Origin of the sequence: Gillisia hiemivivida (genome assembly GCF_007997295.1) — a bacterium.
GTDB lineage: Bacteria > Bacteroidota > Bacteroidia > Flavobacteriales > Flavobacteriaceae > Gillisia > Gillisia hiemivivida.
This window is the reverse complement of record NZ_VORY01000002.1, coordinates 395,147-410,083: the sequence shown is the minus strand read 5'-3', so window position 1 is coordinate 410,083 and position 14,937 is coordinate 395,147. Positions and strand designations below refer to the sequence as shown.

Below are 14,937 nucleotides of genomic sequence, written 5' to 3'. Positions count from 1 at the left end.
CATTCAACGCAAAAATTAAAGCTTTTAGGGCGCAGTTTAGAGGGGTTAGAAACATAGATTTCTTCCTCTATAGACTTACAACAATTTTTGCATAATCTCAAAATCCCACAACTTTTGGACTTGATCCGTTTTGATCTAGCGAGATAAACATATAATAACTATAAAAAGGAGCAAATAGCTCCTTTTTATAGTTATATAATATTGAAATGTTAAGTTTATTATCTCACTTTGTTGATTTCTTGATCTTTATAAAACTTTTCTTTTCCATTATCTAAAAACTCTACAAACCTCTCAGCGTTTAGATCATACGCTTTTGGAGCAGCAAGTAGTTCTTCGTTTTCCCCAACTAACGTGTAATATGGCTGAGCATTGGCATTGAGTTTTTGAATCATAAAATCCAAATTCTGTTTCCCAATGGTTTTCTTTGTTTTTCCATCATAATTGGAAATATACCATTCAGATTCTGGCAATTCGGTTTTTTCATCTACATAAAGTGCCACTACCACATAATCATTTTTAAGACGTTTTAGAACTTCAGGATCACTCCAAACTGTAGCTTCCATTTCCCTACAATTCACACAACCATGTCCAGTAAAATCTATAAATAATGGTTTGTTTTGCTTCTGGGCACATTCTAGTGCCTGATCATAGTCATAATATCCTTGAATATTATGAGGTAACTCCAATAAATCATCATACTTAGGAGTACTGCAAGTTGTAATATTACCACTCTTATCTTTCGGTTTAGAATAAGATTCCAGCATGTTAAAATCCTGACTACTCATTGGCGGCAAATAACCTGCTAATGGCTTTAATGGAGCCCCAAACAATCCTGGTATTAAATAAACCACAAAGCTAAAAACCAATATGGCTGATATGACCCTATATACCGAAGAGCTTTCAGTTTTCCTCTCATGCGGAAATTGAATTTTACCCAATAAGTAGAAGCCTAAAAAGGCAAAAATCACAATCCAAAGAGCCAAATAAATACCGCGATCTAAAAAGTCCCAATGATAAACTTGATCTACTATGCTTAAAAATTTTAGAGCTAATGCTAATTCCACAAAACCTAGCACCACCTTAACTGTATTGAGCCAGCTTCCACTTTTTGGCAAAGATTTTAACCAATGTGGAAAAATGGCAAATAATGTAAAGGGAAGCGCAAAGGCTAAAGAGAAGCCTAACATCCCAACTAGAGGCTTTATAGTTTCACCGTTAGCAGCTTGCAAAAGGATGGTTCCGGCAATAGGACCAGTACAACTAAAACCAACCAATACCAAAGTGAAGGCCATAAAGAAAATCCCTAAAACACCACCTTTGTTGGACTGAGCATCTATTCTATTTACAAAAGAGTTTGGTAAACGAATTTCAAATAAACCAAAAAAAGATAATGCAAACAATAGAAAAACCGCAAAGAAGAATAAATTAGGAACCCAATGAGTACTAAGAAAATTAGCAAAGTCTGCTCCAAAAAATAAAGAAAAAACGGTTCCTATTAAGGTATAAATTAGGATAATCGAAAAACCATATAATAAGGCCTGACTTATTCCATTCGCACGGCTACCACTGGATTTGGTGAAATACGTTACCGTCATGGGAATCATTGGAAAAACACAGGGAGTTAGTAAAGCTGCCAGTCCCGCTCCAAAGGAGAGTAGAAAAAAAGTAAGAAGAAAAGCTCCACCCTTCTCCTTTTGTTCAACTTTAAAATCATTTTTAAAGGATTTTAAATCTTTGGTTGGGGTACTGCCAACATTTTTTTCTGAGTCTGTATTTTGGGCAACTTGAAATCCTTCATTCTCATTCCACACCAGATCTGTTTCAAAAGGAATACACTGCCCCGTTACATCTGAACAGATCTGGTAAATCGCTACAGCTTTGATTACTGGGTTGTTTTTTAGAAGCTTTACACGTTGTTGAAATTCAGCTTCACCAATGAAGTAGGTGTATTTCCCTTCCCATAATTCATCATATTTTTCTTTTGAACCTATTGGAATTAGATCCCCAATAATTTCATAGTCATTATTTTTAGTGAAATTAATTTCAGTAATCATTGGTCCCAGTTCGGGATCAAAGTCACTGGAATATAAGTACCAATCTTCGGGTATTTTAACCTTAAAGCTAATTACCACAGTATCTCCTGGTTTGGAGTTTCCTTTAGCTACTGAAACCTCCCAGTCAGGTGGTTCCATCACCTGCCCAAATGTTGAAAGTGAAGTGATAAAAACTATAAAAAAGAGGATTAAAGATGTTATATATCTCATAGAAGCATTTTAATTAAAACATTAAATTAATTAATGAGTAACATTATGTTACTTATTTGAGATTGGTTAAAAATTCTTTAAATTCTTCACTATCATAATCCCCCATGCCCTTATGTGTTAAAGCTAAATTCCCTTGTGCATCAATTATATATGTAGTTGGGATCGCTTGTGACGCATACATGGAGGGTAAGCCGCCTGCCAGTTTATATACTTCAAAATCATAGCCTTTCCTTTTATTAAAATCAATTGCTTTTTGAAAGTCATTATCCACGGAAAGCATAATAAAGGCAACATCATCACCTTTCATATCATTATACATATTATTTATACCAGGCATTTCTGCTACACAAGGCGGGCACCAGGTTGCCCAAATATTAAAGAAAATCACTTTGCCCCGAAGTTCTTCCATTTCAACACGCTCCCCCTTAGAATTGATAAGACTCATGTTAAAATCGGCTTTGGGATTTTTTGATTGTTCAGTAGATGTTGCATTCACTTCCACATCAGGATCCATTAATCCAGTTTTTAAAATGCCCCTTTGTACAAACCCGAAAACTTCGGTATGCAACCCGGTTAAAAATAATGTGAGGATAATAGTTCCTGTAACACCATATTCTATGAGATTTTTTTTTGTTTTTTTATTCATCTTAAAATTATTGAGAGCAAGACCATACGAGCATTAAATATTTTAAAAACACAACGTAAGAGGTCTTTTGCCTGATTATTAAATTGGATATGAAGCAGGGATTACCAGCTTCCTAGAAAGAAATAAAAGTCCAATTATAATATGAACTTTGGAGAGAAATCAGGAAAATTTAGGAGGAGGAATAAACTTGTAATTAAACTCTTTTGTTTCGGTAAAAATATATCTAAAGTTACTTTTGAAACTTAGTTGAATAAAAACTTTTTCTTCAATCGGTTTTTCAAGTTGAAATACCGAATTACAAAAAGAATCAAAGGTAATTTGAACTCCGTCTTGAATTTGAGTGAATTCAAAATCAAGAGAATTTTTATTATTTTTCAAATCACATGACTTCTTTACATAGCTTATTTTATCTGAGTTTACCAACTTATCAAATATATTGGTTTCCAGGGTAACAAACTTACCTAGTAGAATAAAGACAAGAGAAATTGCTATATAAGCCTTTGTTGTCATAGATTTCAAATATAATTATTATAGATGAAGGCCTTTGTAACAAATGTTACTAAGAAATAGTATAGTCCAGCATCTAGTTCTTTTGCTTTTTATAAAAAGTAGAGAAAACTATCTTTAATGCTTTTTTTTTAATCATCTTCCTTAATGTAGACTTTTGAACTCTTCCGTAAAATAGTTAGTAAAACTGACATCCATCATGTTATTCATTAACCACAATACTTTCATTTGTAAAATGAAGTAGCGGGCCTTATACCGCATTCATTTACATAATTTGTTTAATATTTTATAAACAAATAAACAATATGACTTTCGTCTTTGCAAACGGATTGTTTCAGTAAAGACGCTTAAGATGCCTAATTACACTACCTTTTCAATATTATTCTTTGTTCGCAAACACCACAACGAGACAAAGAGATTATTTATTTATGCACGAGTTACCGTGAATGGAAAACAACGATAACTTAGATCATATTAGTATTTACTTCTCTTAACTAATAAAATTAATCTATCCTTATCTCAGTAGCCCCCAACGCATTAAATAATCTGGCAGTGGCATTTAGCTGTTTAATCAAAAGTGAATTTTCTTTAATTTGGGCGTCTATCAATTTTTGCTCGCGGGTATTAATTAGAAATAAGGAACTTTCACCCAAGAAAAATTTCCGTTCTTCTGCTTTTACCATTAACTTATAATCTGATACTATATTTTGAATTAGCTGGTTTTGAGTGTCCAGGGAGCTTATCTCAAAATTTATTTCGTTAATTTTATTTGAGATAACTAAGCTTGCCGAGGCCTGGTCGAATTCAGTATTCTGTATCTTATAATTTGCGAGCTGAAGATTGCCTCTTTCCTTTCTTAGAAATATGGGAAAACTAACATTTACAAAGGCTTTGTAATTAGCTACATTAAAACTGTTTAACTGCTCGTATTCCTCTGAAAGGAAGTTGTACTGAAGATCAATTTTTGGGAGTAGTTTGTTGCGTTTCAGATTTCGATCTACAATCAGTCCTTGAATTTTCGCATTGAGACTTCTTATTTTAGGATGGTTCCTGGCAAGTTCATCCATATTTGTAATCCCTTCTAAAATTAAAATATTTTCTAATAGATTTAAAGGGGGTGATTCTGGAACTACATTTTCTTCCAGTATAAGAGGAACATTGTTGATCCATAAATAATTTCCAACTATAAGTGCCGCTTTTCTCTTTTTAAGGTTTGATATTTCCAGATCCAATATTCTGTTTTGCAATAAAATTCTTGCCTCAGTTATATCTATTTCTGCTTTATCTCCCTCTTCTACACTACGTTCTATCCCGTTTAGCCTAACTTTTGCATTCTCAAGAAAAGTTAAATAAATCATTTGTTCATTTGAGGCTTCAAGCCATTCAAAATAGGCCAGACTAGCATTAAATAAAATGTCGTTTACTAAGAAATCACGATCTGCCTGGGATTGTCTTAAAAAGAATTTAGCTTTTTTTAAGGTGGCCATTCTTTCATTGATCAAAAAGCCTTGTGCTAGTGAGAACGAAACTCCAGCACTGTAAAGTCCTTCCTCGGGAACTTTAAGGCTAGGATTGAGAAATTGACCCGAATTCTCTTCAAAATTGGCTTTAAATTCTATACCATACCAGGTAGGTATTTTAAATGTGGCATTAAGTAGATCGTAATATTCGGTATTCTTAAATTTCTTGCGATCATAGTCTATTTCTATTTTTGGATCGAAACCACCACGTGCACTCAGCAAATTAGCTTCGCCAATACTTAAAGTTAAATTGGCTTGTTTCATTAGCGGATGATGCGCTTTTACATATCCTATATATTCCTCAAATGTAAATGTCTCAATGATTTCTTGAGCGGTTGCTACTTTTGAGAAAATGACAAAAAGTACTATTAGTAACTTACTAAAACTTCTCATTTATTTTTTTTTGGAGTTATCTGAGTTTTTTGGTAAGTAATAGTCTTGGGGAAAACCGTTGAGTTGTCGCCATAACTCATACCAGATAGGTACATCCTTGAGAAGTGCGATGGTACGAGCTCCAGAACCAACGCTTACATTTTTTGGCCATGACTCTGTATTTGGATTTGGCGCTACCAAAACCCTAAATTTCCCATTAGAACTTATAAATGTTTCTACAGCTACTACTTTTCCTCCATAAGTACCAAAAGATGCGTCTGGCCATCCACTAAAAATAATTGCCGGCCAACCGTCAAATTGAACTCTAATATTTTCTCCTACATGTATTAGAGGCAAGTCTATAGGCGCTACAAAAGTTTCAATAGCCAAATCATAATCTGCCGGCATAATGCCTACAAGCTGTTCCCCTTCTTTAAAGGTTTCCCCAATACCTGCTTTAATCGCTTTGTTAATGTAACCATTCTGAGGTGCAAGAATAAATCGCATCTTATCTCTCAATTCATAATTTGCAGTTTCATTTTCTAATTTTGAAACTTGCGCTTCGGTATCAAATTGAGAGGAACTTGCCGTAAATCTATCGCTTTGTACTTTGCTTATTTTTTCAGCATACTCGGCAGCGGTCCTATTTATATCTAGGCGAGCGTTGATAAGTTCATTCTTACTTGCTAGTAATTTATTTTCTTGACCTATTAATTTAGCTTCGGTTTCCTGAAATTTAAGCCTTTTATCTTCTACATCTGCAGTAGATTTTAAACCTTCCTCTTGTAAAGTTGCAGTACGCAAATATTGTTTTTGAGCAATATCTTTATTAGTTTTCGCTGCCACAAGATCTATACTGTCACTCTTAATCTTATATTCGGCTTGTTTTAGTTTGTTTTGAACTTGTTGTGTTTTTAGTCCTCGTTCGTTTTGAAGAGCGTCAATTTGGCTCTCAAGCGCTAGTACTTTTCCCTGATAAGAAACAACGGCATTACTTTTGGCTTCACGCTGTTCCTGAGTGCGCTGAACCAGTCTAGGATCTTGATATTCATTTTTAATTTCAGAAATAAATAAAATAGTGTCTCCTTTTGCTACATAATCTCCTTCTCTTACAAACCATTGTTCTATTCTACCGGGTATAGTAGATTGTATTGTTTGTGGTCGTTGTCCTGGTGTAAGGGTAGTTACAAAACCAGTTCCTGAAACAGTTTGTGTCCAAGGTAAAAACAATATAATTATTCCAATAATTGCAAATGCTAACAAAAATCTATTGAAGTATTTGAAATGTCTAACCTGGTGCGCTTTTGCATATGCAGAATACTTAGTGAGATTAACTTTTTTATTCAATTGGTTATAAGATATATTGAGCATTGAATTGGTATTATAATGTGAAACTACCGTTGTTGAGTCTTAAATGTTTATTACATACTTTTTTCCAATTTTCGTTCTGACCAGAAACGATGAGAAGCCAAGGTTTGTCTGGATGAGCCAAATATTCCATCAAACTTAGAGATTCCTTTGCTTCAAAATGTTCTAGAGCATCTTTAAGTATAAGAATTTTGGGATTATGCACTATGGCTCTTGCCAGAAGAATGCGTTTAGAAACCGTATGCGGAATTCTCTGTCCTTGAGGAAAAATTGGGCTATCTATTCCTTTAGGTCTCGTTCTTACAAATTCCTGTAAACCTATTTCTTTTATAATACGGTTTACGCTATCGAGAGTAATATCCTTATTACCAAATGTGATATTTTCGAATATAGTTCCTTCAAAAGGCATTTGCTCTGGAAGCACTTGACCTACTTGAGATCTGTAAGCATTAATGCGCATTCCTTTAAAACTGAAATCATTTATATAGATCGTTCCAGAAGTTGGATCGATGAGACCAGACAGCAATTTGAGCAGCGTGGACTTTCCTGATCCGGACGGTCCTTGAATAAACAATCTATCTTTGGGGTCTATTTCAAGATTTATAGTGTCAAGAATACTACCACCATCAGATTTGGTGTAGGATACGTTTTCTAGGGAAATTGTTGCGGTATCATATAATTCAAATGGATCTACTCCATCTTGAGCTTCCAGTTTTTTATCTACTACCTGCCCAATTTTCTCTAAAGAGGTTAAAACATCATAAAAACTTTCCAGACCCGTGACTAATTTTTCTACGGAGTTAATTACGAGAATTATAATAATCTCTGCCGCGACAAATTGACCTATGTTCATCTCTTGATTAAGAACCAATAAGCCGCCTATTAATAGTAATCCGGCTGTTACTAGAACTTTGAAACCCACCATCTGAATAAATTGTGACATCAATACCCTAAAATGGCTTTCACGAGCTTCTAAATATTTTTCGGTTAATTTATTGTTGCGTTCCATGGCAAGCGACGTTCTACCTGAAAGTTTAAAGCTAGTGAGCGATCTGGCAATTTCTTGTAACCAGTGAGCTACAGCATATTTGCTTTTAGACTCATAGAGACTGGTTTCTAATCCCTTACGAGCGGTAAAATTAAAGACTAAGTAAACTAGAATAACCAATAGAAGACCATAGATTATGAAAAAAGGATGATAAAGTGATAGTAATATTAAACCAAATAAAATCTGCAAAATAGCTGATGGAAAATCTAATAAAATCTTAGATAATCCTTTTTGAACTGTTAGTGTATCAAAAAAGCGGTTAGCAAGTTCTGGGGGATAATGATTGCGAAGATCGCTCCATTTTATTTTGGGAAAACGATATGCAAACTCAAATGAAGATCGTGTAAATATTTTTTGTTGAATGTTTTCAAGAATGCGTATTTGCATTAGTTGTAAAATTCCTTGAAAGGCCACTCCCAGAGTTACAAGGATAACCAGAACAATCCATGATGTAGAGACTTCTGCCCCTTGAATAAGATTAATAATTGCCTGAATACCTAATGGAAGAGTAAGCGCTACAAGGCCAGAAAAAATCGCATAATAGAAGATTTGTCTAATATCACGTTTATCTAGTTTAAGTAGGTTTGTAAAACGTCGCCAAGGAGTAATTTCCTTCTTCATATTATTTGATTTTTAGAGCATTATAAATTAAATCGGAATAAAATTCAGTGGGAGTTACAGCATTACCACAATCTGTTAATGTAGGGAAATGTTCTGAAAGAAAATGTTGATGCAATGAACCTTCTACTAAATTACTTGCTAAAGATGCAGGATATGCATACTCTTTATTAACAGCTATTATAGCCTTTTCAATACGGGAGATAAGCCTTTTGTATATAGAAAAATAACCTTCTTTATTTTCTATATCTACTTCTTTGGTTAAAAAAGATTTTGAGTATTCGTTTATAATAATCCTGTTAAGGAGTTTCTCACTGATGTGTGAAAAATTAGAATCGTTTTCAGTTTTAGAAGTTATTATAGCTATTATTTTATTTAATTTCTTTGAAGGATCGGAAATACTGACAGTCTGTATAACAATTTGATATTCAACCCATACCCAATACCAAGATGTAAGGTAGAGCAATACCTTATGCTTATTTTCAAAATAACGATATATAGAACTTTCGTTTGAAGAGATCTTATTTCCTAGCTTTTTAAAAGTAAAAGCTTCAAATCCAATCTCATTTATTAATACAATACTATGTTCTACGATACGCTTTCCTAATTCGGACGTCTCAGGATCTTTGACATAGGTTTTGTCATTAACTTTTAATTGTAAATTCTTTAATAACTCCTGCATAGCTAAAAATTTAAATTTCAAAAGTAATAGTATTACTATTAATGTGCAATAACTTTACTCTTTAAATTGAAAATAAATGTTTTCTTAACTAACATAGAGTTAGATGATTCTAATTGTTATAAATCCAAAAACTTGTGCGACCTGTTCAAAAATAATTCTATTTTTGAATGTTTAAAAATACGGCTTACCCCAAATCACCTATTTCAAAGATTATAAAATGGCAAAGGATACAAATAGAGTCTCATTAAAGCAAAGATTAATTCATGCCACAAGAACATTTGCGAGTTTTTCACTTATTTGGTTGATATTAATGTTCGTATTTAGTGTTGTAGAATTAACCTTAAATTCCTTTACCAATGGATTACCTAGTGGGTTTTTCAATCTGATGCTTTGGAGCGGGTATTTAGATCTTTTGTTTTGGTTAAAATGGGTACTTATAATCTACATAATATATGTGCCTATTTATTTATTGTCTCCAAGATTGGCGAAGATCACATTTCAGGTATTAATGCTGCTCTTCTTCATTATTCAAATAATATTACTTAATTATTTTAACGCTGCCTTGGTAATGCTGGGAGCAGATCTTTTTGGATATAGCTTAGAAGACATAAAACAAACAGTTGGATCATCTGGTGGTTTAAATGCTATTTCTATTATTATATTCATTGTCCTTATAAGTATTGTTTTAGTTTCTACTCATTTCTTCACAAAAAAGGTGAGACCTTCGCTTTATGTAGCTTTGGGATTGCCTATATTTTCTCTAATATTCATGTCTTTTAGCGGATACAAAGCAGTTGGAAAGATTAATTTAGAATCAGATTTTGCCACCAGTTTGGTAACCAATAAATCCGATCATTTCTATAGCAGCGCGTATACCTATTATAATCCAGTTATTTTTGAAACTGATATTTATTCCGATAATTATATAGGTGATTTTTTCAACAAGTTTAGCGAAGGAATTGCTTTCAATTTTATAGATGAAGAGAATTACCCTTTTTTACATGAGGAGGTCACTAACGATGTATTAACTCCTTTTTTTACTCCAAAAGAGAAAGCACCAAATATTGTAATAATAGTGGTTGAAGGTTTAGGTAGAGCTTTCACTAACGAAGGAGCTTATCTAGGAAATTTCACCCCATTTCTAAGCGATCTAGCCGAAGACGGGATGTATTGGAAAAACTTCTTGAGTCAAGGAGGGCGAACCTTTGCTCTATTACCTTCCTTACTTGGTTCTTTACCTTTTGCAGAGAATGGTTATTTAGGGATGGGAAATGACATGCCTAATCAATTATCCTTATTAAACACACTTAAGTTTAATGGCTATAATACATCTTTCTATTATGCGGGTGATGCCCAATTTGATAACATGGCGCTCTATCTTAATGCGAATAAAATAGATGAATTGAATGATGAGAAAACCTTCCCTTCAGGATACAAGAAATTACCTGAAAACAACGGATTTTCATGGGGATATAACGATAAGGAACTCTACAGGTATTTTCTGAATTCAAGAAAAGAAGTAGAAGAAAAACCTCAACTAAGTGTCCTTCTAACGGTTACTACCCATAGTCCATTTTTAATAGATGAAGTAGATAAATACAATGCTAAGTTTGAGGAACGTTTGGATTACCTGAAGTTTGATGACTCTGAAAAGGAATCACATAGAAATTATTCAAAGCAATATTTGACCATTATGTATGCAGATGATGCTTTGAAAAATTTCTTCGAGGAGTATAAAAAAAGAGCAGATTATGATAATACTATATTCTTAATAACAGGAGATCATAGGATTCCAGAGATCCCAATGAGTACAAAAATAGATAGATATCATGTGCCTTTAATAATCTATTCTCCCTTATTAAAGAGAACAGCAGAAATTGAATCTGTTTCTACTCATTTTAATATCACTCCAAGTATATTGGCATACCTGAAAACCAATCATAATATAAAATTACCAAAATATACAAGTTGGGTAGGGCATGGGCTCGATACTACCAGAAGCTTTCAGAATATCCACAATTTACCATTGATGCAAACCAAAACAAATTTAGATGATTTTATCATGGGAGAATATCATCTAAATGGAACTAATCTTTTTAAACTGAATAAGGAGCTTGGAGAGGATTTAGTTGAAGATCAAACTGAAAAGAATAGATTAAAAGGAGCTTTTGAGCTTTTTAAGCAGCGTAACTCACAGATTATTAGAGGAAAGCAAATAATACCCGATTCAATTTATTCTAACTACACACCAAAATAAACAGGAATCCACTTATTCTTCAATATATTCCTCAAGAATTGTGTTCATTAAAGGACGGTAGTATTTCCAGAAAAAACTGGCTCTTTCTGTAATATCATCTTCATCGTAAAACATGCCTTTAAAATACCCTATTCCTTTAAAATAAGATGAATTATAGTTTATAGGATTATCACTAAAATCTCCGGAAAAGTAAAAGAAGCTATAATCCGAATCTTTATGCATTGTTATTGCCGGGAAGTTATTAGGAATACCATATTTGTTAAGTTCTTTAATTCCCTCCTTATTGGCTCTTATATCAAAAGATGATATTACTTGGTTAACATTTGTGTCAGGTTTCATAACATCAAACCAAAAGGAATATTTAATCTCTTTAGGCAATCCATAATGTTCCTGAGCAAACTGAGTGCTAATAATTTGCGGCATTGGATTAGTAAGATGTGTATCTTCTTCCAGGATCACCACTTGTTCTTTATCATTTACGAATGCAATTCCAGATTTTTTAAAAGGCCATTGATTGTTATGAGCCTTTTTATAATTTTTAATTAACCATTTTGGTAGTTCTTTGTTTACTTCCAGATCTAGATTATCAAAATATCGGGCAGTCCATCCTGTCCATTCTAAGGCAAACGTCTCTTCGAAGACTGTTCTATTTCTGTATTGGGTGGGAGAACCTATCGTATTGAATTCAGTAATTATCAGCTTTTTTTTCTCCTTCATTAAAGCTAATAATTCCAAATCCTTATCACTTAAACCACCATATAGCATTCCAGAACGTTCATTTAGGTTGGTGTGCTGAAACCATTCGTTATTATAAATCCCATAAGTATCTGTAAAATACACCATATCTGCATCATCACTTAATTGATCTAGCTGTTTGGAGGTAAATCGCTCCAGACCTTTTAACTTGTATTCCTCATCTTCCAAAGGAAAAAACCCAAAATAATCATGGTCTATCTCATAAGGATCTATGGATGTTTTTGTATATCTATTATAATTTAGGATCCAGTTAAAAGAGATGTGTTCCTGACCTTGTTTTGTTAGCACTGTCTTATCTATAATAGCTGCTACAAACTTAGTTTTAGGTGTAAACACCCAGGCAAGCCACATAAATAAAGGTAAAAAAAGGAGCAATAAAATAATTGTAAAGACAATGTTCTTTTTCATTTTTAAAACCTTTTGGTAAATCCTGCACCTACGGTGAATTGATATCCTTTTTTATCTAGTGCGTATTCTTGATTTTCTGCTCCTACATCTATAGATAATATATTAGTCTGTTTTATAGATTTTCTATAGCCTAAAGAAATATTGCTAGACTCTAAATTCTCTTGATCAAGAGATCCAATTACCTTGTTATTTTCATCTAACAAAATATAATTTTCAGGTCTATCTGGAGAAAGTCCTGTGCCTATTCTCAAACTTAAATAATCATCTGCTCCAGCTAAATAATACCTCACAGACAGAGAAATAGATTTAGAAAGTGAATTATTAGAGGGTGTTAAATAGGTTCTTAAATTGAACCAATAATTGCTGTAGTATTTCCCTATAGAGGCTGTATATATCCAAGTAGACCGGCTAAAGCTTAGGAATCTAAAGCCTAAATCTGCTTCAAAAGATTTTGGAAGATTGGCATACAAGGAAAAACCAGCACGATATCTAGGGAATATCCCTCCGTTTTCTGAAATCCCTCCACTTACATAAGCATAAAATGTGTCGGAGATCCTTGGGTAAGCATCTACTTCAAATTGTACCCCGTTAGTTGTAAATCTGTTTGCATAGTTAAGTCTTCCGGTAACCGAGCCTATTGGAGTTTGCCTTCCATAACTTACACTTGCCAAATGCCAAGGATCACTAAAACGCTCATCGAAATAGACAAAATCATAATCTACCCCAATTTGATTTTTTGAAGAAAGGTCTTTGATCTTCTGACTAAATGCTCGAGCTTCAGAATCCTTAGGATGAAAAACCAATAATTCTTCAAGAGTCTTATTTGCTTCAGCAAATTCTTCAAGATTATTTTGAATTTTAGCCTTCAACATTAAGAGGCCTTTAGAGTCTGGATTTTTTTCGATTCCTGGCTCAATAACTATTAAAGCTTTTTTTGGATTGTCGTTCCAATATTCTAAATAGCCATAGGCCAGATGTGCATCTTCATACCCAGGATCTGTCTCAATCACTCTGTCGAATTCCTTTCTTGCTAATTCCACTTCATCTGTCCACGTATAAAGTCTTCCCAAAAAAATTCTAATATCAGAGTAATCTGGACTAATCTCCAGAGCTTGTTTTGTAATTCTTATGGCTTTAGGATAATCATCTTCATCAAATGCTGCAGTTCTTGCATTAATGAACAATTCGTCTGAAGATGAAGATAAGGAGTCTTGGGCATTTAAAGATGCAGAAATAACTAGAAAAAATAATAATAAACTGAAGGGTGGATAAAATTTAATTTTTCCAGCAACTAAGTTGGGTAGGTGATATATCACTAAAGGGGCTTTTAGGGTAATTTTAATTAAATGGGTAAACATATTTTGAAATAACTATTGGATATAATGACAGTTATGTAAATGCTTAAACAAATAAAAAAATAAAGATAAATAAATTATAATGTCTCAAAAATTAGTTTGCACTTTATTTGAATCATTTTACACTAACATCAATTAAATTTGAATAGAGACAAAAAATAATTTTTAAAACTTAAACCCCTGTTTATCGTAGTTCTCTGTTTGTTATTTAATCACTGGTAAATAGAAGACGGTTATTTTTAAATCATCATGAATGCTAGACTATTACGCACCCATTCCTACGTAAACAGTTGACATGAGCAGAAAATTATATTGATATCTTGATCAAGCAAAGGGATAGATGGGCTCGGGAACTTTTGGAAACTATGAGATGACAAAAGAATCTGTTCTTTAATAGAAAGTATAGAGATATGGGGTTATTCTATTATCCATATTGGATGTTCTTTGAATTAGGTGCACCTATTGTAGAATTTGTTGGATTATTAAGTTTAATTGTATTTACAATACTGGGTCTTATCAATTGGAATATTGCAATACTCTTTTTTGTATGTGTATATCTTTTAGGTTGTATATTTTCTACTATTTCTATTTTTATATACGTTAAGAATTTTAAACATTAAAATACAGGTAAGGAAGTAGTGGAGCTTTTGCTTGCGGCTTACTTAGAACCTTTTATATATCATCCAATCTTAATTTTAGGGCAAATCCAAGGCTATTATAAAAAGATCTTTGGAGTTAAATCTGGATGGGGTAATATGGATAGAAAAGGTTTTCAAACACTTCCTAAATATAAAGCTGATAGCTTATAAAGCTTCAAATAAGCTGCTATGTTTTTGTTTACCTTATTGATGTTTGAGAATTAATATTAAATTTGAATCAAATAAATTCGGGACGTGGTGCAGTCCGGTAGCATGCACGGCTGGGGGCCGTGTGGTCGCAGGTTCAAATCCTGTCGTCCCGACTAAGTTGAAGATGATTCAGTCTTGACTGGACCATTTTTGTTTCCAACTGCGTCAAAAGCTAAACTTTTGTAAGTGGATGGAAATAAAAAGAGGACGCTGCAAGCGTTCATTTTCTATTTGCAACAAGGGTTTTTAGGATTCTTTAAATCCTGTCGTCCCGACCTCAACAAAAAG

11 protein-coding genes and 1 tRNA gene are annotated in these 14,937 nt (G+C 33.3%); 3 read left to right on the top strand and 9 right to left on the bottom strand.

Annotation, left to right across the window (positions count from 1 at the left end; translation table 11 throughout):
- Positions 1–218 precede the first annotated feature (218 nt).
- The 7 genes from ES724_RS04095 to ES724_RS04065 all read right to left on the bottom strand — a co-directional run bounded on the left by ES724_RS04095 (position 219) and on the right by ES724_RS04065 (position 9,025).
- Entirely contained in the window at positions 219–2,264 is a 2,046-nt protein-coding gene (locus ES724_RS04095; protein WP_170249846.1) for a protein-disulfide reductase DsbD family protein, read from the bottom strand.
- A 52-nt stretch (positions 2,265–2,316) separates the two neighbouring features.
- Complete coding sequence (locus tag ES724_RS04090; protein ID WP_146929900.1) at positions 2,317–2,910, bottom strand: TlpA family protein disulfide reductase; 594 nt, start codon at positions 2,908–2,910, stop codon at positions 2,317–2,319.
- 159 nt (positions 2,911–3,069) lie between these two features.
- Entirely contained in the window at positions 3,070–3,420 is a 351-nt protein-coding gene (locus tag ES724_RS04085; RefSeq protein WP_146929897.1) for a hypothetical protein, read from the bottom strand.
- A 500-nt stretch (positions 3,421–3,920) separates the two neighbouring features.
- Positions 3,921–5,330 (bottom strand): TolC family protein, encoded by a 1,410-nt coding sequence (locus ES724_RS04080; RefSeq protein ID WP_146929894.1) that lies wholly within the window; start codon positions 5,328–5,330, stop codon positions 3,921–3,923.
- Entirely contained in the window at positions 5,331–6,680 is a 1,350-nt protein-coding gene (locus tag ES724_RS04075) for an HlyD family secretion protein (RefSeq protein ID WP_146929891.1), read from the bottom strand.
- Positions 6,681–6,690: 10 nt separating this feature from the next.
- Positions 6,691–8,346 (bottom strand): peptidase domain-containing ABC transporter, encoded by a 1,656-nt coding sequence (locus ES724_RS04070; protein WP_146929889.1) that lies wholly within the window; start codon positions 8,344–8,346, stop codon positions 6,691–6,693.
- A 1-nt stretch (position 8,347) separates the two neighbouring features.
- Positions 8,348–9,025 (bottom strand): TetR/AcrR family transcriptional regulator, encoded by a 678-nt coding sequence (locus tag ES724_RS04065; RefSeq protein ID WP_146929886.1) that lies wholly within the window; start codon positions 9,023–9,025, stop codon positions 8,348–8,350.
- Between the two features lie 217 nt (positions 9,026–9,242).
- Between ES724_RS04065 and ES724_RS04060 the strand changes: the two genes are divergently transcribed.
- A complete protein-coding gene (locus ES724_RS04060; protein WP_146929883.1) occupies positions 9,243–11,282 on the top strand; it encodes an LTA synthase family protein in 2,040 nt (679 codons plus the stop codon).
- Between the two features lie 12 nt (positions 11,283–11,294).
- Here ES724_RS04060 and ES724_RS04055 read toward each other — a convergent pair whose 3' ends face one another.
- Together ES724_RS04055 and ES724_RS04050 are read right to left on the bottom strand one after the other, a co-directional pair.
- Positions 11,295–12,446, bottom strand: a complete 1,152-nt coding sequence (locus ES724_RS04055; RefSeq protein ID WP_146929880.1) for a hypothetical protein — start codon at positions 12,444–12,446, stop codon at positions 11,295–11,297.
- Between the two features lie 2 nt (positions 12,447–12,448).
- Positions 12,449–13,804: a YaiO family outer membrane beta-barrel protein gene (locus tag ES724_RS04050; protein WP_146929877.1), complete on the bottom strand. Its 1,356-nt coding sequence runs from the start codon at positions 13,802–13,804 to the stop codon at positions 12,449–12,451.
- Between the two features lie 407 nt (positions 13,805–14,211).
- On the opposite strand from ES724_RS04050, the gene ES724_RS16590 reads away from it, so the two are divergent.
- Entirely contained in the window at positions 14,212–14,421 is a 210-nt protein-coding gene (locus ES724_RS16590) for a hypothetical protein (RefSeq protein WP_211362743.1), read from the top strand.
- Positions 14,422–14,688: 267 nt separating this feature from the next.
- Positions 14,689–14,762: transfer RNA gene (locus ES724_RS04040), tRNA-Pro, on the top strand.
- Positions 14,763–14,937 lie beyond the last annotated feature (175 nt).

Excerpts from the sequence above, each read along its gene's own strand:
- ES724_RS04095 (WP_170249846.1), bottom strand. The coding sequence starts at position 2,264 with ATGAGATATATAACATCTTTAATCCTCTTTTTTATAGTTTTTATCACT.
- ES724_RS04090 (WP_146929900.1), bottom strand. The coding sequence starts at position 2,910 with ATGAATAAAAAAACAAAAAAAAATCTCATAGAATATGGTGTTACAGGA.
- ES724_RS04085 (WP_146929897.1), bottom strand. The coding sequence starts at position 3,420 with ATGACAACAAAGGCTTATATAGCAATTTCTCTTGTCTTTATTCTACTA.
- ES724_RS04080 (WP_146929894.1), bottom strand. The coding sequence starts at position 5,330 with ATGAGAAGTTTTAGTAAGTTACTAATAGTACTTTTTGTCATTTTCTCA.
- ES724_RS04075 (WP_146929891.1), bottom strand. The coding sequence starts at position 6,680 with ATGCTCAATATATCTTATAACCAATTGAATAAAAAAGTTAATCTCACT.
- ES724_RS04070 (WP_146929889.1), bottom strand. The coding sequence starts at position 8,346 with ATGAAGAAGGAAATTACTCCTTGGCGACGTTTTACAAACCTACTTAAA.
- ES724_RS04065 (WP_146929886.1), bottom strand. The coding sequence starts at position 9,025 with ATGCAGGAGTTATTAAAGAATTTACAATTAAAAGTTAATGACAAAACC.
- ES724_RS04060 (WP_146929883.1), top strand. The coding sequence starts at position 9,243 with ATGGCAAAGGATACAAATAGAGTCTCATTAAAGCAAAGATTAATTCAT.
- ES724_RS04055 (WP_146929880.1), bottom strand. The coding sequence starts at position 12,446 with ATGAAAAAGAACATTGTCTTTACAATTATTTTATTGCTCCTTTTTTTA.
- ES724_RS04050 (WP_146929877.1), bottom strand. The coding sequence starts at position 13,804 with ATGTTTACCCATTTAATTAAAATTACCCTAAAAGCCCCTTTAGTGATA.
- ES724_RS16590 (WP_211362743.1), top strand. The coding sequence starts at position 14,212 with ATGGGGTTATTCTATTATCCATATTGGATGTTCTTTGAATTAGGTGCA.